Annotated in this window: 15 protein-coding genes and 1 pseudogene; 3 read left to right on the top strand and 13 right to left on the bottom strand. The window is 63.0% G+C overall.

From position 1 onward, the window contains the following. Positions 1-464: 464 nt before the first annotated feature. The 10 genes and pseudogenes from JQ632_RS23500 to JQ632_RS23455 form a co-directional block, all read right to left on the bottom strand. Positions 465-1,811, bottom strand: coding sequence for a globin-coupled sensor protein (locus JQ632_RS23500; RefSeq protein ID WP_212404953.1), 1,347 nt, complete (start codon positions 1,809-1,811; stop codon positions 465-467). 33 nt (positions 1,812-1,844) lie between these two features. After that, entirely contained in the window at positions 1,845-3,641 is a 1,797-nt protein-coding gene (locus JQ632_RS23495; protein ID WP_212404952.1) for a methyl-accepting chemotaxis protein, read from the bottom strand. After that, complete coding sequence (locus JQ632_RS23490; protein WP_212404951.1) at positions 3,641-4,774, bottom strand: chemotaxis response regulator protein-glutamate methylesterase; 1,134 nt, start codon at positions 4,772-4,774, stop codon at positions 3,641-3,643. Before JQ632_RS23490 ends, JQ632_RS23495 begins: the two co-directional genes overlap by 1 nt. A 7-nt stretch (positions 4,775-4,781) precedes the next feature. Continuing rightward, a pseudogene (locus JQ632_RS23485) lies at positions 4,782-5,665 on the bottom strand (CheR family methyltransferase). A 90-nt stretch (positions 5,666-5,755) separates the two neighbouring features. Further along, on the bottom strand, positions 5,756-6,223 hold the full coding sequence (locus JQ632_RS23480; protein WP_212404950.1) for a chemotaxis protein CheW: 468 nt from the start codon (positions 6,221-6,223) through the stop codon (positions 5,756-5,758). Between the two features lie 139 nt (positions 6,224-6,362). Further along, positions 6,363-8,090 (bottom strand): methyl-accepting chemotaxis protein, encoded by a 1,728-nt coding sequence (locus tag JQ632_RS23475; RefSeq protein ID WP_212404949.1) that lies wholly within the window; start codon positions 8,088-8,090, stop codon positions 6,363-6,365. Between the two features lie 29 nt (positions 8,091-8,119). Next, on the bottom strand, positions 8,120-8,593 hold the full coding sequence (locus tag JQ632_RS23470) for a chemotaxis protein CheW (RefSeq protein ID WP_249152477.1): 474 nt from the start codon (positions 8,591-8,593) through the stop codon (positions 8,120-8,122). Beyond that, entirely contained in the window at positions 8,590-10,608 is a 2,019-nt protein-coding gene (locus tag JQ632_RS23465; protein WP_212404948.1) for a chemotaxis protein CheA, read from the bottom strand. Before JQ632_RS23465 ends, JQ632_RS23470 begins: the two co-directional genes overlap by 4 nt. After that, positions 10,605-10,973 carry a response regulator gene (locus tag JQ632_RS23460; RefSeq protein WP_212404947.1) on the bottom strand — a complete coding sequence of 123 codons (369 nt, stop codon included), beginning with the start codon at positions 10,971-10,973 and terminating at the stop codon, positions 10,605-10,607. The genes JQ632_RS23465 and JQ632_RS23460 overlap by 4 nt, the downstream gene beginning before the upstream one ends. Continuing rightward, on the bottom strand, positions 10,970-11,326 hold the full coding sequence (locus JQ632_RS23455) for an STAS domain-containing protein (protein WP_212404946.1): 357 nt from the start codon (positions 11,324-11,326) through the stop codon (positions 10,970-10,972). The genes JQ632_RS23460 and JQ632_RS23455 overlap by 4 nt, the downstream gene beginning before the upstream one ends. Positions 11,327-11,821: 495 nt before the next feature. On the opposite strand from JQ632_RS23455, the gene JQ632_RS23450 reads away from it, so the two are divergent. Next, entirely contained in the window at positions 11,822-12,541 is a 720-nt protein-coding gene (locus tag JQ632_RS23450; RefSeq protein WP_212404965.1) for a ParA family protein, read from the top strand. A gap of 266 nt (positions 12,542-12,807) precedes the next feature. Further along, positions 12,808-13,821, top strand: a complete 1,014-nt coding sequence (locus JQ632_RS23445) for an AraC family transcriptional regulator (RefSeq protein ID WP_249152476.1) — start codon at positions 12,808-12,810, stop codon at positions 13,819-13,821. A 128-nt stretch (positions 13,822-13,949) separates the two neighbouring features. Here the strand turns inward: JQ632_RS23445 and JQ632_RS23440 are convergent, their stop codons facing one another. Beyond that, complete coding sequence (locus JQ632_RS23440) at positions 13,950-15,296, bottom strand: globin-coupled sensor protein (RefSeq protein ID WP_249152481.1); 1,347 nt, start codon at positions 15,294-15,296, stop codon at positions 13,950-13,952. 166 nt (positions 15,297-15,462) lie between these two features. Between JQ632_RS23440 and JQ632_RS23435 the strand changes: the two genes are divergently transcribed. Beyond that, positions 15,463-16,740 carry an AraC family transcriptional regulator gene (locus JQ632_RS23435; RefSeq protein ID WP_249152475.1) on the top strand — a complete coding sequence of 426 codons (1,278 nt, stop codon included), beginning with the start codon at positions 15,463-15,465 and terminating at the stop codon, positions 16,738-16,740. A gap of 51 nt (positions 16,741-16,791) precedes the next feature. On the opposite strand, the gene JQ632_RS23430 is transcribed toward JQ632_RS23435, so the two are convergent. Both JQ632_RS23430 and JQ632_RS23425 read right to left on the bottom strand, forming a co-directional pair. Further along, positions 16,792-17,160 carry a hypothetical protein gene (locus tag JQ632_RS23430; RefSeq protein WP_212404945.1) on the bottom strand — a complete coding sequence of 123 codons (369 nt, stop codon included), beginning with the start codon at positions 17,158-17,160 and terminating at the stop codon, positions 16,792-16,794. Positions 17,161-17,432: 272 nt separating this feature from the next. Next, positions 17,433-18,401, bottom strand: a complete 969-nt coding sequence (locus tag JQ632_RS23425; protein WP_212404944.1) for a helix-turn-helix transcriptional regulator — start codon at positions 18,399-18,401, stop codon at positions 17,433-17,435. Positions 18,402-18,662: the final 261 nt, after the last annotated feature.

The following is an 18,662-nucleotide window of genomic DNA, read 5'->3' as shown; positions in this document are numbered from 1 at the left end:
GAAAGCGGAATTCTTTGAGCATCTCCATCGCGACGCGAACAACCTGCTTCCGCTTCCGTTCCGCGAGTTCGTTGAGGCAACAAAGGAGCCCTTTGCCCAGGCGATCCGCGACCTCGCATCGGACCACATGGTCGCCGGACGCGTCGTAATTGCTGGTGACGCCGCGGCGATTCCACGACCGCACACTGCCGCAAGCACGTCAAAGGCTGCCGCGAACGCGGGAGCCTCCGCAGGTCGCTCTGGGCAGGTACCTTCGTCGACAGAGAACGCAATCCGGCGATTTCCTGCTATTCCACCGATCATATTTGTGAAAATTGGACTCGGATCGGCAGGCAGAGCGTCTCAATGCTGAATCCACACAGGGGAGGGATATTGAGATGGCCGATATTTCCCCTGCGGCGGCTATGACAGGTCGGTCTCAACAGTTACTCCTCCTGGACGCAACACTTGGCACGCGTCCAGACCTACGCCGCACGTATCCTCGACAGGAAGCCCTGCACCTCACCCTCCAGATGGCCACCTTCTCCCGCGAGCGCCTGCGCGGATGACAGCAACTGGGCGGTCGCGGCCTCGACCTCGGCTGCACCGTTGTTGACATCGACAAAGTTTGCGGCCACCTCCTGGGTACCCTGCGCGGCCTGATGTACGTTGCGCGATATTTCCCGGGTCGCCGCCCCCTGCTCCTCGACCGCAGCCGCGATCGCCGTCGAAATCTCCGAGATGTTGCCGATCGTCGCACCGATCTCCTTGAGCGCCGCAATCGAATCATTGGTCGCGGCCTGCATTGCAACGATCTGCACGCCGACCTCCTCGGTCGCCTTGGACGTCTGAGCCGCCAGCGCCTTCACCTCGGAGGCGACGATGGCGAAGCCTCGTCCGGCCTCGCCTGCTTTCGCAGCCTCGATCGTGGCATTGAGCGCCAGCAGGTTGGTCCGCTCGGCGATCGAGGTGATCAGCCTGACCACGTCGCCAACCCGCTCTGCCGCCTGGGACAGTTCGTTGATACGCGCATCGGTCTTCGATGCGTGATCGACAGCCGCGGTCGCAATTTTGCTCGCCGCATGCACTTGTCGTCCGATCTCCTCCACCGAGCTCGCCAGTTGCTCGGCCGCTGCAGCAACCGCCTGGACGCTCTCCGAGACATGTTCGAACGTTGACGCCACCTCTCCCGACCGACGCTGGGTGTCGCCGGCCGTCGCCGTCAGCGATGAGGCCGACGCTTCCAGCTCACTCGCCGATGATGACACGATGGTCGCAGTCCCGCCGATTGCCTCGTCGAAATCGTCGGCCAGCCGCTGCAAAGCCTCGCCGCGCCCGCGTCGGCGTGCCTCCATGTAGCCGGAAATGACCATGCTCATGTCGAACGTCACGGCCTTGACGATTGCCCTCTGGAGATCCGCCTTCTTCTTCCTGGCACGCCGGTCGAATACTCCGGACGGGCCGTCAGCCAGGGCTTGCAACGTCTCCGAGAGCACCAGGCCGTAGCCGACGATATACCAGCACAGTTCAAAGCCGACCCTCGCATAGATCAACTCGCCGATCCGGGTGGCCGAGGCTTCGTAGGCCTCATCGAACGTCCCGTCGAGCATGAGGTCCCAGTGCTCGGCGTACATCGCCTTGGTATCCGTGATTTGATCGCGGCTCTTGACCAGATGGGAGGTCCGCTCGAAGCCGGCGTAATGATCGTAGCATATGTCGAGCTGCGCCCGCAGATGCCGCAGGATCAGGTCCTTCGACTGCCGCAGGTCCGCCAGGGCCCGCTCATCGATCTGACTGAATGCGAGCCGTTGCCTGGTCTCATTCTGTATCATTCTCGTTTCCCGTTCATTCTCGCCGGAGCGCCACTACAAGAACATGTCGTCCAGATCCCCGGATTCCGCATCGGCGGAAGCCGGCTCGTTCGGCTCGATCGAGAAGAACTCGTCGTAAGTTCTCCGCTCGTCTTCCATCGTGTAGACCGATCGCAATTCGTCCCTGAGCCACTGATCGACCGCATCCGGATTTGGGCTGTCGGCAGCGGATGTCATGAACTGCTCGAGCTTGGAGTGGGCGAGACGCCAGCCGTTGCTGATGCGCTGCCGGTCCGAAACGCGCCGCGACGTCATTCCGAGCAACCATACGGCTCGCCGCCCGACGGTCTTGATCCTTTCCGTGCTCGCGCGCAATCGACTCGCGACGCGCTCGAACACGGCGATCGCAGTCGCGGCACCCTCCCTTACGGCGTCGATCTGCTGCGAATCCAGCGCGTTTCGCTCGTCCATGAGGACCCGCGTCTGGTCATCCGCGCCCTTCAGGCCGGCCATGATCGCACTGGCCGCCGCGACGGTCTGATTGGACAGCTCGCGCAATTGCTGGGCAACCGCACCAAGGCCGCGCCCCTCCTCGCCGTCGTCCACGCTGCAGCACTGGATCGTGGCGTTGAAGCTCAGCATTCGGATCTGCTGCTCGATCGCCCGTATCGATTGCAGGTGCCCGACCATTTCCGCTACGGAGCGCGTGACGTCGGCGACGATTCGCTCTTGCTCCACGCGCGCGCGCTCGAACTCGCTGAGCAGAGAGCATATATGGCGGAGCTCGGCCGCCATTCTCGACAGTGATCCGCTGCCGGCCGACAGCAGAGTCTGGGCCTCATCGCTTCCTTCATTCAGAACTGCGACCGCATTCTTCGACAGACCATTGATGTTTTCGGTGAGATCGGAGACCTCCTCCTCGAAGCGGCCGATGGTCTGGTCCAGCTGCATGAGTTGCAGACGGCCAATCGCGGCCATGGCTTCCTGGGTCGCCTGAACGTGCGATCGGTCCCGGAGCAACTCGCAAGCCTTCTCCACATGCTCGATCCGCTGCCGGGTGATATCCCCGATCTGCAAGGCAAAAATCGCTTTCCCGATCCGGGCGCGGATCTGGCTCGTCGTCGCCGCGCGTTCGTCCGCAATCGACTCTACCTGCTTTTGGAAGACCGCAATGGTCTCGAGCCCGGATTCGAGGGTTTGCGCGATCTGAGCGATCGTGTTGCCGTGACGGGCCACGAATGCGCTGTTCGTGAGCCGCGCAGCGGCTAGCCGCTTCGAGAGCCGTTCGTAGCCGAGCGAAAAGGCATCGACGGCTTCGTTGACCTTCTGCGCGAGGGAAGCCATGTCCGACGTGAAAGCGGTAACGTCCTGGTTGCTCGCGCCGAACCCAGCCGCCACGATCCGGGCGTTGGTTGAGATCCGTCCGATGGCACGGACCGTCGCCCGGAGGTCAGACATCGGTTGCTCGACCCGACCCGTCATCTCGGCAAGCAAGCTGACGTGATCCTTTTCATCAGCATGCGACCTCGCGATCGCATTCACATGGTCGCGAATCTCGACGAGCGTCTGTGCCGCCGCCGAGAATTCGGCGCTCGATAGCTCGATTGGCAACGCTTCATGGGCGGCGGAAAGGAGCTCGAGCAGCTTGACGCAATTGCCCAGGCCGTCGCCCATCTGCAGAAACGATTGCTCGATCGCCTGGCGAGGCCGGGCGAGCTCGTTGGCGGCGCCCCTGAGCAGGAGGTCCTGATAGCGCAGCGCAGCGCGACGAACCGGCGGACGCGACGCCTCCTGTCCGCGCTGATCAGCAGCGTTGCCGCGGTCAGAAACGGCAAGCACAACCTGATTCATCACGCCGCTCCCCTTCCGCGGCGCGCTTCGTGAACCATCTCGTGAGCGATGCGATCAAGCGGAAGGACCTTGTTGGCGGCGCCGCGCTGGATCGCCTCCTTCGGCATCCCGAACACGATGCTGCTTTCTTCGTCCTGCGCGATCGTCCTCGCGCCGGCCGCTTTCATCTCGAGCAATCCGCGAGCCCCATCGTCTCCCATGCCGGTGAGGATGACGCCGACGGCGTTCGGGCCGGCCGCCTGGGCCGCGGAGCGGAATAGCACGTCGACGGACGGTCGGTGGCGCGACACCGGAGGCCCGTCCTTGATGGCCACACGATATTGGCGGCCGGCGCGCTCCAGCACCATGTGATGGTTGCCCGGTGCGACCAGCACCGTACCCGGCAGGACGGCATCCCCTTCGGCAGCTTCCCTGATCGACATCGCACACAACGAGTCCAGCCGCTTGGCAAACGCCGCCGTGAACTTCTCCGGCATATGCTGCACGATGACGATTCCCGGCGTCGCCGCCGGAAGGGCAACGAGGATGTCACGCAGGGCTTCGGTGCCTCCGGTCGACGCGCCGATACAGATGATCGGGTCGGTCAGCGGCGCCGTCGCGCGCCCCGGAATGACGGGAGGAAGGATGACGTCGGCCGTGTGCCTGGCCTCGATCCGAACGGGCACCACGGCTCGCGCCCGGGACGACAGACGCGAATGTGCCGCAGCGCGGAGCACATCGCAGATTCGCATGCGCGACTCCTGCAGGAACTCCGCAGTATTCATTCGCGGCTTTGACACGACGTCCACCGCTCCGGCCTCGAGGGCCTTGATGGTCGTCTCCGAGCCTTCCTCGGTCAGCGAAGAGCAGATCACCACCGGTATCGGCCGCTGCGCCATGATCTTGCGCATGAACGTCAGCCCGTCCATCCGCGGCATCTCGATGTCCAGCAGGATGACGTCGGGAATCTCCTGCCGGATGCGTTCGGCGGCAACATAGGGATCCGACGCCGTCGCCATGACTTCCAGATCGGCGTCGCTCGCGATGATGTCGCAGAGCGCCTTCCGTACTGAGGCGGAATCGTCGACGACCAGGACGCGAATCTTTCGTTTTGCGAAAGAGCGATCCGTTGTGTTGGTCTGCGTGCTGCCCATGGTCGCCTCAGACGCGCTGGAACACCGCAGGCGCGCACTGGCGCAGCGGCAGGCTCGAGCCGATCACCGATTCCGAGTGACCGAAGATCAGGAAGCCGCCGGGTCGCAGGTGGCTGGCCAGACGGCCCGCGACCGCTTCCTGCGTAGGCTTGTCGAAATAGATGAGGACGTTGCGCACGAAAATCACATCCATTTCGCAATCGAAGGGATAGCGCTCGTCCATCAGGTTGAGACGGGCGAACCGCACCTTGCGCCGCAGTTCGGGCACGATGCGAACCTCTCCCTGGCGCGACGATGCGCTGCCAAACATGACGTAGCGATCGCGCATCGACGGGGGCACCGGTGCAATCATGTCCTTCGGATAGATCGCGAGTTTCGCCTGGACGAGCACCTCTGTCGAAATGTCCGTGCCCAGAATCTCGTAATTGAGTCCGTTGATCCGCTCGGCGATATCAGCCATGACCATCGCCATCGTGTAGGCTTCAGCTCCCGTCGAGCTCGCCGCGCTCCAGAGCTTGATTGTCGGCCGCTCGCCCGGCCTGCGCAGCTTCAGCAGCTTCGGCATGATCTCGTGCTCGAGACATGAAAAGTGTTCCGCTTCGCGGAAGAAGTCGGTCTTGTTCGTGGTCACCGCGTCGATGAGGTAAGGGAACTCCTCCCTGAGCCCCCCTGATTGAAAAGGTACGCACAGTAGGCTGAAAGGCTGCTGTGGCCGAGATGTCGCGTGCGCCGGCGCAGCCGTCCCTCGACCATCATCCGCTTTGCGGGCGGCAACTTGATTCCGACGTGGTCGGTAACCAGACGAGCGATTTGCGCGAATTCCCTGTCCGTCAGGCGATCCGTCGGGGACGGCTCATACGCGGGCTCAATACGACGAAGGGCTTGTGACATTGGCAACCGAATTCACACTTCTTACGCATTCGGACGGCCATCCGGCAGCCCACACTTGTCTCTCACCCGAATATCTACGGGCTGCGGCACTCAGGCTGCCCGCTCCATGACGGCAACGTCGGAAGCGGCGAGCAGGCTGCCCAGATCAAACACAGTCACGAACGCACCGTTGCGCCGCCCGATACCGGTAATGCAATTGGAGCTCCAGCTCGTCCCGATCTCCGGCGGCGGCTCGAGATGATTTCCGTCGAGTTCCGTGACCTCGAAGACCCGGTCCGTCTTGAGTCCAAGCGTGAGCTCGCGCCCTCCGACGGTGACCTGCAGGACGATGATGCGCGTAGTCTCGGTATCCTCGCCCCTCTCGAGGCCCAGCTTCAGTCGCAGATCGACCACCGGCACCCCCTGGCCCCGCACGTCGATCATGCCGAGAAAGCACGCCGGAGCGTTGGGCATCCGTGCAATCGGCTGCATCTGAAGGATCTCCCGCACCCGCTCCACCGGCAAGGCGAAGCGTTCGTCGCCAACGCCAAGCGTGACGTATTGTGCACTTTCTGCCATCACATTCCTCCATTCAGGCCGCCCGGCCGAGGCCGACCGGCCCGTGCCATGCGCGGACAGCCGGCACCGTTGCATTCATCCGGAAGTGGGAGACTGGCGCGGACGAGCCGTCCGCGTCAGTCTTGCTTCGAAGTTCAGGTCACGCCGCGCCTGACCGCTTGAATTCCGCATCGAGCTCGTCAGCGCCGCCGCCCATGTCGAGCGAGAAGCCGCTGTCGCTCGTCCTGCTCTTGCGCTTGACGATACCCGGCGCAGCATTCGCCACCCGCTCTTGCATGCCGGCAACCGTGTTCCTCGCAGGCGCCTTCTGGGCAACGTTCGCCGCAGCCGGAGCAGACCGGCGCTGCGCCACCGGCGCTTCGGAGCGCGCGGCCTGTTCGTCGAGGCGGAAGTAGCTGATGGTCGCCTGCAACTGCTCGGCCTGGCCGGCGAGCTCCTCGGCGGTCGAGGACATTTCTTCCGCGGCCGAGGTGTTCTGCTGCGTCACCTTGTCGAGCTGCTGGATCGCCGTGTTGATCTGGCTCGCGCCGGCGTTCTGCTCGTTGGTCGCAGAAGAGATTTCCGCAACGAGGCCTGCGGTCTTCTGGATGTCCGGCACCAGCCTTTTGAGCATCTCGCCCGCCTGTTCGGCGGCCTTCACGGTGTCCGTCGACAGGGTCGAGATTTCGGCCGCCGCCGTCTGGCTGCGCTCGGCGAGCTTGCGCACCTCCGAGGCCACCACAGCGAAGCCACGGCCATGTTCGCCGGCACGGGCGGCTTCGACCGCCGCGTTGAGGGCGAGCAGGTCGGTTTGCCGCGCGATCTCCTGAACGATCAGGATCTTCTCGGCAATCGTCTGCATCGCGGTCACCGCTCTGCCGACCGCCTCGCCGCTGGCGTTTGCATCTTCAGCCGATTGACGGGCGGTCTGCTCGGTCTGAACCGCGTTGTCGGCATTTTGCTTGATGTTCGCGGCCATCTCTTCCATCGACGAGGATGCTTCCTCGGTCGATGAGGCCTGCTCGGTCGCTCCCTGCGAGAGCTGTTCGGCCGCCGCGGACATCTCCTGGCTGCCGGACGTGACGTTGCGTGTCGCCGTCATCACCTCGGAGACGACCTCCTTCAGCTTCGACACCATGGCGTTGAGGGCGTCGATCAGGTCCTTGATCTCGTCGTTCGACTTGACCGAGGCGGTCGCATTGAGATTGCCGGCCGCAACCGCGGTGGCAAGACCCAGCGCGCTTGCGATGGCGCGGCTGATGTTGAACACGATCCAGGTCGCCGCGCCGGCGGCGATCAGGGTTGAGGCCACGAGCAACGAGATGAGCAGCAGACGCGATTGATCATAAGTTGATTGGGATTCGGCTACCGCCTGCTCCATATTTTTCTTGCTGAGGTCCGTGACGGCAGTGAGCCCGTCCTGCATCTTCAGCCAGATCCCGCGGCTCTCGGCTTTAATGAGGGCAAGGCCTTCCTCCTTGCGATTCGCACGGCTCAGGTCAAGCACGCGATTGTTGATGGCGATGCTCTGATCCCATATTGCCTGTACCGAGGTGAGCAAGCGGACGCCCTCCGGGTCGGATAGCAGGCGCGCCTTCTCCATGGACTTCTTTGAACTTTCGCGGAATTTGGCGAGATTTTCCTCAGATCCCTTGATATCTGCAGGATCCTGGTTCAGCAGATGGTAACGCAGCTCCCGCTGGATGCGGACCTGATCGGCCACAAGTTCCTGCACGGCATCGCGGGCCGGGGCAATCCGCGTGGTGATATCGACCAATTTTGCATTGATGGCGCCGAGAGCGTTGATGCCCATGAACATGCCCACGCCGGACATTGCGAGCACGACGGCAAACGTCGCGCCCAACTTGAACTTCAGTGTTAATCTCATAGCCCAGCCCCCTCTTGGGATGCGGACGGTCACCCGTCCTCCAGTGTAAAAATTTTCCCCATGTTGGGGATGATGATGAACTCGTCGCCGCGCTTTCCGATGCCGCGAACATATTCGGGCCGCCAGCGCATGCCGATCTTCGGCGCCTCCTCGATCGTGGCAGCTTCGATCTCGGTCACGTCGAGCACCCGGTCGGCAAGAATCGCGACGATCGTCGGCTCGCCGTCGAGATCGACCTCGATCACGACGATTCTGGTGTTCACGTCCGGCGGTGGACGGTCCATGCCGAACAACAGACGCAGATCGGCGAGCGGAACGATGCGCCCGCGCACGTTGATCAACCCGCCGACGAACGCCTTGGCGTTCGGCACATCCGAGATCGGCACCACATCGAGGATCTCGCGCACGCTTTCGGCGTCGATCGCGAACACCTCGTCCTGCAGCCGCAGTGTCAACGCCGTCATCGCGCGGTCGGCATGATTGGACTGGATACCTATGTTCATGCCGCCCTCCCGATCCGTTCATCGCGCAGGCGGTTCTCGAACTCCTGACCGAAGTTCACGAGATGGGCGACGTCGAGAATCAAGGCCACCGTACCGTCTCCGAGGATGGTCGCGCCTGAGAAGGTTTCGACATCGGCGTGAAGCTTGGACAGCGACTTGATCACGGTCTGGCTATTGCCGATGACCTGGTCGACCACCAGCCCCACCCTGGATTCGCCGGCCGACACGATCACCACCTTCTGATGCGGCTCGATCGCGGCCCTGGTCTTGAACAATTCGCGCAGGCGAAGGAACGGCACCAAATGGCCACGGATATTGAGGAAGTTGCGGCCGCTGTTGGCAGCTTCCGCGTCTCTCGGCAGCTCCACGCATTCTTCCACCGCCGACAGCGGGATCGAGTAGCGGCCCCGGCCGACCCGCACCAGCATGCCCTCGATGATGGCAAGCGTAAGCGGCAGCCGCAGCGTCACCGTCGTCCCGCCGCCCGGTCTCGAACCAAGATCGATTCGGCCGCGCAAGCCCTCGATGGTGCGCTTGACCACGTCCATGCCGACGCCTCGGCCGGACAGCGCCGTGATCTCCTTTGCGGTCGAAAATCCGGGATGGAAGACCATCTGGAACAGATCGTGGTCGGCAACCTTCGCATCGGGTGCGATCAGCCCGGCCTCTTCGGCCTTGGCGCGGATCCGGTCCGCGTTGAGGCCGGCACCGTCATCGACGATCGAGATCGCCACCTCCGAGCCGGTGTGCACGGCGGACAGCCGAACCTGCCCGCGCGCGGCCTTGCCCGCGGCGATCCGGCGGCTGGGAACCTCCAGCCCGTGGTCGATCGAGTTGCGGATCAGGTGGACCAGGGGGTCCGCCAGGCGCTCGATCACCGTCTTGTCGAGCTCGGTCTCCTCGCCGGCGGTCACGAAGTCGACCTCCTTGTCGAGGTCGCGCGAGAGATCGTGGACGAGGCGGCGGAAGCGGCCGAACAGCGAGCCGATCGGCACCATGCGGATTCCCATGGTGGTATCGCGAAGGCCCGAGGCCAGACGTTCCATCTCCTCCGCGACCGACTTCAGATTGGCGTCGTCAGAGGCGACGGCAAGTTGAGAGAGCCTTGCCTGGGCGATGACGAGCTCGCCCACGCGGTCCATCAGTTCGTCGAGCCGCTCCGCGGCAACGCGCACCGAGGTGCCGCCCTTTGCGCCCGCCCCAGCGGAGTCGCGAGGCTTGTCGATCTCGACGACCTTGGCGGTCGCAGCCTTGTCTGCGGCCGGCGCATCCGCCGCATCCGCCGCATCGGCGGCCACTGTTTCGATCGACAGCTCCATGCCGTCGGCAATGAAGATGAATACGTCGTCAATGGCCTGGCGATCGCGATTCGTGGTGACGACGACCTCCCAGTCGAGGTAGCAGACCTCCGGATCGGTCGACTCCAGCGGAGGAACCGCATCGGTCTTGACGCGCACCTCGCAGGGCCCGAGCTCGCGCAGCTCATCGAGCAGCAGAAGCGGGTTGGCACCGAGCACGAGCGCGTTCTCGGCCAGACGAAACTTGACCCGCCAGGTCTGAACGGGGGTCTGGACCGGTGACGGATCGGCTGCCGCCACCCGGCCACCCGCGAGCGGGAAGGTATCGCCGGAATCGCTGCCCTCGTCGTTCGAAACGATTGCGCGCAGGTTCTTCAGGATCGCCTCGCCGTCCGCGACGTGTCGGCCGGGCTCGGCGATCAACCGCGCGATATGATCCTTCGCGGCGAGCGCCACCTGGACCAGCGGCGGGCTGATCGCCACGGAGCCCTTGCGCACGCGATCGAACGCGGTCTCGAACTCGTGGACGAAGCCTGCCACCTCGTCGAAGCCGAACATGGAGCCCGACCCCTTGATGGTGTGCAGCGCCCGAAATGCGCAATCGACGAGATCGCGATCGTCGGAGGCGTTACCGAGATCGAGCAGCGCCTCCTCGAGCTGATCGAGAAGCTCACGCGCTTCCTGATGGAAAACGTCCCGAGGATCCATCACGGTCATGGGCCGGCGACCTTCTTGATGACGGCCAGGAGCTGGTCCTGCTTGAACGGCTTCACCATCCAGGCGGTCGCGCCGGCTTCCTTCGCCTGACGCTTCATGTTCTCGTCCGATTCCGTCGTGAGAAAGATGATCGGCACGCCGGTGCTGGATGGATGCGCGCGAAACTTGCGGATGAACTCGATGCCGTTCATCCGCGGCATGTTGAGGTCGGTCACGACAGCGCGAATCGGATTGGCCGTCGCCTTGGCGTAGCCGTCCTCGCCGTCGACGGCTTCGAGCGTGGCGTAACCCGCTCCCGACAACGTCAGCGTCACCATCTGCCGGATCGAGGCGGAATCGTCGACCACCAGAACGCTCTTACTCATGCTCCAATCCCCGCTTTCTGCAACCCGCCGCCGGTCCAAAATTCTTCGTCGGCGTGACGACAGGCGCCGTCGTCACCGAGAAATCCCACCTTTGCCAGCGTCGCCCTGAATGCGCCGCCCGACCCCGTCGCAAGCGACAACTTGCGCCCGCGCTGCTCCGCGCTCTTGCGCGCGCTTGCGATCAACTGAATGATGCTGACATCGATGCTGCTGACATCGCTAACGTCGATTTCCACCTCGCGATACGCGCTGATGGCATCCAGCAATAATCCTTGCACCTGCTTTGCGTCGCGCAGGGTCAGACACCCCTGCAACCGCACACGGCCCTCCGATTCCCCAGCCGAGATACTCATGAAATCTTCGGTCCCCTCCTCGCGCCGCGAAACGAGCGCGAAAACACGGCTTGTGATTCCGACGTGTTCGCCAACTAGAAGTGGGGGAGTTAAATCAAATCTTACCTCTCGCACCCCACTTGCGTGATCCGGATAGGAATTGCGGGAAGCGGATGCCGAGGCAGTGTTTTTACGGAGCTGCTCGCGCTCGCATTCGCGCGATCCTCGCCTTCTCTCCATCCGAAACTCGGGGAATGCTCTCGCTCCGCCCCTCCTCGCACGCCTGACATTGATTCGCCGTGAATACGCGATCCGGATGCTGTGTTCGCAATCCGGATAGCTCGCGGGCGAGTTTGGCGATCGGAGCCGCGCTTCCTCAGTGAACTGTTAACCCGGAATCTGCAGATATGGCGGAATGGGCTCGCCGTTTCGACGATGCAGCCGTCAGTGCAGTTGCGTTTTCCCTGCGTTTCATTTCTCCAAATCAATGGAAGACACGATATGGCACATCTCTCCATGCACACGATCGTATTGGCCACTCAAAAGGGAGGCAGCGGCAAGAGCACGCTCGCCATCGGCCTTGCGGTAGCGGCGAAGAAGGCCGGACACAACGTTCGGCTGATCGACGCCGACCCGCAGGAAACGCTCGCAAGCTGGCACAAGCGCCGCGTCGACGCCGAGCCAATTGTCGAAACCATCCACGCCGCCCAGGACATCGAGCCGCGCCTGCGTGCGCTCAGGGATAGCGGCGTGACGCTGACCATCATCGACGCGGCCGGCGGCGTCAGCTCGGCGAGGACGGCGGCGATTCGCCACGCCGACCTGTGCCTGATCCCGGCGCGACCGACCACGGCCGACATCGAAGCGACGGCATCGACCCTCAGTCTTGTTCGGGCCTGGAACAAGCCATTTGCATTCGTGCTCAACCAGGTTCCCAGCCGCGGCCGCCGCATCGACGACGCCGCTGAGACGCTTGCCGACGAGGCAGCGATCGACCTCGGCGAGGTGCTCGCGCGACCTTTCATCGTCATGCGCAATGATCATCAGGATGCATTGAGCGCCGGGCTCGCGGTCAGCGAATACGAGCCGGCGGGCAAATCAACCGAAGAGATCCGCCGCCTGTGGAATTGGATCGAGGCCCGGCTGGGCGCCGACGCGGCCGACGTGGTTGCGACCTCGCCCTTTGCAGGACTGAATCTGCCGATTCGAGCAGAACCCGCTGCGTTCACCCTCTGACCTCGCACGAGGCTGCGCAGCACACCGCACTGCGGCACGCAGAACGCGTGCCGCAGTGCGGAATACGGATATTCATTTCGGAAAACGGATATCGTGAGACCATCTTTTCGGAGCTGCCAGCGTCCTCTGCCCAATCGGCGGTTGAGCACCGCGGGCTCATTGAAGTCCGCGTGAAAAGGACGGGATAACCTTTGTAGGACTTGAACGTTCGATCAGGCTGGTGTTTGCATCTGTGCGCCGGGATACCTTTTTCGACGAGTCACGACTTGCCAAAGGATCCACTTCGCGAAACTCCAGTCGTCCAAGGTTCGAATTTCGAAGATCTCCTCGCCTACTACCGATCGCGTCTGCTGCCACTGAAGATCAGCCCGCCGAATCCCCGCGCCGGATTTCGGTGGCAGTCGGACTTCGCGGCAGGACCGGGGGTGAGCGTGGTCCGCGCGGCGTATTCGAGCGGCTGGTCCTTCGGTTCGGACAACGATACGGAGAACCTCAATCTGTGCTTTCTCGGCACCGGAGGCTCTGAGCTGGCGATCGGCTCGCGGACGATTGAGCAGACCTCATCGCGCCTGACCGTTTACGCGCAGCCGACCCTGAGGCGGCAGACCGTATTCACGCGCGACGGAAGTCTCACCGGTGTGACGATGCGCTTCGAGGCAGGCATCGTCGCCCGGCTGCTGGTCGACATGTTCGAGGGCGCGCCGCTGACGAGCCTCAATCTCACACCCGCGATCGATCTTTCGACCCATCTGGGACAGACCTTGCAGTCGATTGCCTCTGCGCTGGCGAACGGCCTGCGCGACGAACAAGTGCTCCTGCGCTCACCCAAGGCCATGACGTTGCTGACGGAGGCCGCCCTCCGATTGATCCTCGAAGAGGTGCCGCACCGGCTCTCTGCAAAGCTCCAGCAACAAGGCGGCGCTATCGCGCCGCAACAGATCAAGCAGGCGATCGACTACATGCGGGCCCATCTTCACCTGCCGCTGACGATGAGCGACGTCGCGGCCGCGGTCGGCATCAGCAGCCGCTCTTTGCAGCTAGGCTTCCGCAGGCACTACGAGACGTCGCCGGCGTACTATCTACGGCACCTCAGACTTGACGCGGTCCACAGCGAGTTGTCTTCACCCGGGAATGCATTGCCGGTCAGCGAAGTCGCCCTGAAGTGGGGGTTTGCTCACATGGGACGCTTCGCAGCCCAGTATCGCCGGACCTTCGGCGTTGCCCCCTCGGAAACAGCCAAGCGCGCCGGCTCGCCCCACATCCTCCGTCCGCAGCCCTAAAGCGCGATGAATTCAGGTTGAATCGTCATCGCGCTTTAGCTCCTTGTTTGCGCATGACCTTTTCTGGAAAACCGCTGCGCACTTTTCCGGATCATGCCCTAGGAGGCGGGGTGGAAAACCCGGCGCGATCACGCCGCGCGGATACCCCTGAGGAAGCGCTGCACCTCCGTGCCCAGCTCTTCACCCTGCTTGGCGAGCCGGGAGGAGGCGAGCTGCACCTGGCTCGATGCAGCTACCGCCTCGTCCGCGGCATGGCTCACACCGGCGATGTTCGAGGAAACGTCACCCGTGCCCTTGGCCGCCTGTTGCGCATTGCGCGTGATCTCCTGCGTTGCCCTGCCCTGCTCCTCCACGGAGCCGGCGATCGCGGACGCGATCTCGGACGTGCGGCGAATGATCTGGCTGACCTCGCGAATCGTCGTGACAGCCTCCTGCGTTGCCGTCTGTATCCCGGCGACCTGTTGCCCGATTTCGCTCGTGGCCTTCGAGGTCTGCTCCGCCAGTGTCTTGACCTCGGACGCAACCACGGCAAAGCCCCTTCCGGCCTCGCCGGCACGGGCCGCCTCGATCGTGGCATTCAGGGCCAACAGGTTAGTTTGACCGGCGATCGTGTTGATGAGTTCGACAACGGTGCCAATCTTCGACGCGGCCTCGGACAGCGAGTGAATGCGCTGATCGGCACTTCGCGAAAGTTCGACGGCCTCTGTCGAAATCCGCGTCGACTCGTGGGCCTGCCGGCCGATTTCGGTCACGGACGACGCCATCTCTTCGCTAGCCGAGGCAACAGACTGCACGTTGGTCGAAGCCAACTCCGAGGCTGCCGCCACGTTGCTCGCCCGCTGCGTCGTCGCCTCCGCGGTCCGCGCCATGGTGCCAGCGGTGTCGTTCAACTCGATCGAAGACATCGACAGCGCTTCCAGTGCGACGGTCACTTGCCGTTCGAAGTCGACGATCAAGCCATCGACCGTCCTCTGGCGCTTGGCCCGCTCGTCCAGCAGGGCCTCCTGATAGACCGAAATCGCGAAGTCCATATCGAGCATCACGGCACAATTCACGGCCGTGATGACTTCCCCCAAACGGGCCCTGTTCCACCGATAGGTGGCGATCGCGAGGTCCGTGAGGTGCGACAACACGAAAGCGTAGCCCCCGATGTACCAGCGCGGCTCCAACCCGATCCTGCTGTGCACCAGGCCGATCGTTCGTACACCCTGGACGTACGCACCGTCGAAATGACCGTCGAACATGCGCGCCCAGTGCGCGGATTGGGCGCCTTGCAGGCGCTCCATCTGATTGCCGATCAGCTTCGCCAATGCCGGGTTGCCCGCAAGATGTTTGTAGAACCCCTCGAGAATTACAGGCAGAGCCTTTTCGACCACCGGCCAGAATTCGCGTAGCGCTGCCCCGGTCTTCTGGTCGATGCGCAAGAAGCGAAGGCGGTTCTCGCGATCGTCGCGGTCGTTCGAGTCGTTAGTCATAGTTCCCCCACGATGTATTCGACGTCCTCGCGCCGACAAGGCGCGGACAGCCGCGAACACGGATGCATCCGCGCGAACAAGCGCTGGGGGAAGTAGACGCGGCGAGATCAAATCAAATCTTAACTATGGCGGTTTGTCTGCGCGATACGGACTGATCGTTCGGAAATTGGACATCGAGCGCCTCTCCAGCGAGCTCGCGAAACACGTGGCACGATCGCGTGCCTTGGCGGCGCATGCAGTGACAGACCGTAACACCCACGCCAGAACGGGATGTACCGCTCTTCTCTGCCCGGTCCGCGCCCTCGACATTCGATCCTGCGACCTGCGCGATCCGGACAGCTTTTGCGCAAACTGGATAGGATCGCACCGCTTTGCTTTCGCAAGCTGGTTGAAACCAAGGCCCCGCCGCGCGATGGAATTATATTGCCGAAACGGCGCAATGGGACCCATATTGAAAGAGGCATTCGAAGAGGCGCCCGTCCTGTCCGGAGCAGGCTTTGAGAACCTGCTCGCATCGTTTGGCACGCACTTGTTCTCGATCAAGGTCTCACCGCCAAGATCCGATGCAGCGTTTCACTGGCGATCGGATATCTCGGCAGGACAAGGCATCAGTGTCTGGAGGACGCGATACTCCGCCGGCTGGTCCTATTCGTCGGAATCGCTCGACGACGACCTGGTGATGGCATTTCTCACCGCCGGCGCTGCCGACATGACCGTCGGCACACGAAGCGCACGGCGAACGCCCTCGACCATCGCGCTCGCACCGCTGTCGATGTTGCGGCGTCATCAGATGGAGGCGGTGGACGGAAGCTATGCGAACGTCATGCTGCGGTTCGATGCCAAAGTCGTCGCCGGCGTGCTGAAGGCGATGTTCGGCCATGCCGCATTGACGAAGCTGGACTTGATGCCAACGATCGATCTGTCGACCTATACGGGAAAAACTCTCCTTCAACTGTCGCGCACGATCGTCTCGGGTATGCATGGGCAGCAATTGCAGAGCTTTTCGCCGAAGGCGATGGCCCTGCTCACGGAAGCTGCCCTGCGGTTGGTCTTCGAGAACGTGCCGCATCGTTTCATCGACAAATTGGATCGAGGTCCGAACGATGTTGCGCCCCGGCACATTCATCGTGCCATCGAATACATGCGCGCCAATCTGCATCGCCCGCTGACGATGCTCGACATCGCGGAGGCAGTCGGAATCAGTGACAGATACCTGCAGCTCGGGTTTCGCAGATTTCGCGATACGACGCCTGCAATGTACCTGCGGCAGATCAGGCTCGAAGCCGTTCATGCGGAACTGTTGCGCCCCGAAAACCGCCTTCCGATCCACGAAGTCGCGCTGAAATGGGGCTTCACCCATATGGGTCGTTTTGCAGCGCAATATCGCGCGGCTTTTGGCGCCTCTCCGTCCGACACCGTCAAGCGTGCCCTCGGCAGCTATTAGCCTCACGATGCAAGATCAGTCCATCGTTCCACGATGCATGGGCCGCGGGGATCACGTCAGCACCTGGTGCGTGAGGACGGCGCCGACCCTGGAAATCTCCGCAGAGGCGTCACCCAGCGTACGCAAGATGCCCGCGACGCTCGCGAGCTGCGAGGAGAGCTGCGACTTGACCGCCGTCGTGTGCAATTCGATCGGCTGACCGTCCTCGCACGCGAGAAGCGCGCACTGCAAATCATCGAGGGTCGCAAGGCTGCGCTGCAGGCTTTCGATGCAACCCACAACGATCTTGCAGGCGGACGTCGCCTCTTCAATTCGGTCCGCATCGATCGCAAGCTTCGCCTGAACATCAAGCGCGAGGTCCGACTGCCGCAGTTTCGCTAGCGCATCCGTTTGCCTCTCGAATCTGACGACGGTTCCCAAGATTTTCCCCCTTGCGCGCATGTCGGATCGCTGATCGCCGCGATCGCACAGCGGCGGCGCACCAAGAGATAAAACCGCAAAGGATAATCAAACATTGCCCGCGAAGAGCTGCTTGCAGGATACGGACAGATCCTTCGGGAACTGGATAGCGCGCCGATGCAGCGTATGGTCGATGGCGGCGGTTTCGCGCCGCGATGCGCATCCGCGACGCACGCCTACACGTTCAGGAAGAAGAGAGACTGGATTTCCTGCTCAGTTGCTTTCAGTGCGCGCTACCCGCGCGCTGACCTGCGGGTCTCGGAAGGTGACTGGCCGTACGCGGCCTGATACTTGGCCGCAAAGCGCCCCATATGCGTGAAGCCCCATTTCAGCGCCACCTCGCTCACCGCCAGCGTGTTCTCGGCCCGCGATAGCTCGGCATGCGCCTGCTGGAGGCGCAGATCGCGCAAATGCGCCACCGGCGTCGTTCCCCGAAACGTCCTGAAGCCGTGCTGTAGCGAACGCTCGCTGATTCCGACCGCTTCCGCGATCTCCGCGAGCGTGAGCGGCTCGTGCATATGCGCACGCATGAAATCGACGGCGGCCCTGATCTGGCGCGGCGAAGCGTCCGCCCCGTGACGGGCGAGGCGCTCTAAGAAGCGGTGCGGAAAATTCTTGAAGACCAAACGAGGTATGGCCTCGCGGAGCAGCGCGGTCGCCTTCGCCGATCTGATCGACTCATCCTTCATTGCCGCCGCGATGGCCTGGACCAGCGACCAAAGGGTCTGCCCCGCGGGACTGTCGAGGTCCAGCAGTGGGTTGAGCTCGATGTTCTCCAGCGTGGCATCCTCGAAGATGCTGGTGAGAGTCTTCCTGACGTCCGCCACCTTGAGCTTCAACGACATGCGGCCATGCCGATCGTCGCTGGCATGCGCCCACGTCTTCGAAATGTCCTTGACGCCGAGCACCAGGGCGCTGCTGGAATCGGCCTGCAAGGACTTGCCCCGGATCTGCGCGCCAAACGTGCCAGAGGCAGGGAAGACGAGACAAAACCTCTCCTCCTCGCGCTCCGGCCAGCAGGTCCACTCGGTCTCCGTTTCCAGTTGCCACCAGGCGAGCCGGTTGGCCATGGCAAACTGCCCACGCCACTGACACGCCCCGCGTGGGCCATTCAGCTCGACCCTCACGTCGGGCACAAACACCTTGAAGGTGCTCAGCAGGCTCTCGTGACTGTCCTTGCCGCTGTCGAGTTCGGCAAACATCGAAGGCTCCTTCCCGACGGACGGGCGGTCTGCGAGATACATGAAATGGGGGAAATCCAGTCGCCAACAGACGCTCGCTTCTTCGATGAAGCGATTGTGAAGGCTCCGGGCTGACGCAGGCCGAGCCGGCGATAGGATTAAGTTCTCATCAACCATGAGACGGCCGGCAAGACCGGTCAACTACGGGCTAACCCGGAGGTTGCGGCGGGCCTGACGGTGAAGCAGTGTAGCTGGCTTCGTCATTCGGCAGCCCGTTCACGC

It is taken from the genome of Bradyrhizobium liaoningense (genome assembly GCF_018130955.1).
Classification (GTDB): domain Bacteria; phylum Pseudomonadota; class Alphaproteobacteria; order Rhizobiales; family Xanthobacteraceae; genus Bradyrhizobium; species Bradyrhizobium liaoningense_C.
This window is presented reverse-complemented; position numbering and strand designations above follow the sequence as displayed.

Coding starts and splice junctions, on each gene's coding strand:
- JQ632_RS23475 (WP_212404949.1), bottom strand. CDS start 8,090: ATGAGATTAACACTGAAGTTCAAGTTGGGCGCGACGTTTGCCGTCGTG.
- JQ632_RS23480 (WP_212404950.1), bottom strand. CDS start 6,223: ATGGCAGAAAGTGCACAATACGTCACGCTTGGCGTTGGCGACGAACGC.
- JQ632_RS23455 (WP_212404946.1), bottom strand. CDS start 11,326: ATGAGTATCTCGGCTGGGGAATCGGAGGGCCGTGTGCGGTTGCAGGGG.
- JQ632_RS23495 (WP_212404952.1), bottom strand. CDS start 3,641: ATGAATCAGGTTGTGCTTGCCGTTTCTGACCGCGGCAACGCTGCTGAT.
- JQ632_RS23490 (WP_212404951.1), bottom strand. CDS start 4,774: ATGGGCAGCACGCAGACCAACACAACGGATCGCTCTTTCGCAAAACGA.
- JQ632_RS23500 (WP_212404953.1), bottom strand. CDS start 1,811: ATGATACAGAATGAGACCAGGCAACGGCTCGCATTCAGTCAGATCGAT.
- JQ632_RS23450 (WP_212404965.1), top strand. CDS start 11,822: ATGCACACGATCGTATTGGCCACTCAAAAGGGAGGCAGCGGCAAGAGC.
- JQ632_RS23470 (WP_249152477.1), bottom strand. CDS start 8,593: ATGAACATAGGTATCCAGTCCAATCATGCCGACCGCGCGATGACGGCG.
- JQ632_RS23460 (WP_212404947.1), bottom strand. CDS start 10,973: ATGAGTAAGAGCGTTCTGGTGGTCGACGATTCCGCCTCGATCCGGCAG.
- JQ632_RS23425 (WP_212404944.1), bottom strand. CDS start 18,401: ATGTTTGCCGAACTCGACAGCGGCAAGGACAGTCACGAGAGCCTGCTG.
- JQ632_RS23440 (WP_249152481.1), bottom strand. CDS start 15,296: ATGACTAACGACTCGAACGACCGCGACGATCGCGAGAACCGCCTTCGC.
- JQ632_RS23465 (WP_212404948.1), bottom strand. CDS start 10,608: ATGACCGTGATGGATCCTCGGGACGTTTTCCATCAGGAAGCGCGTGAG.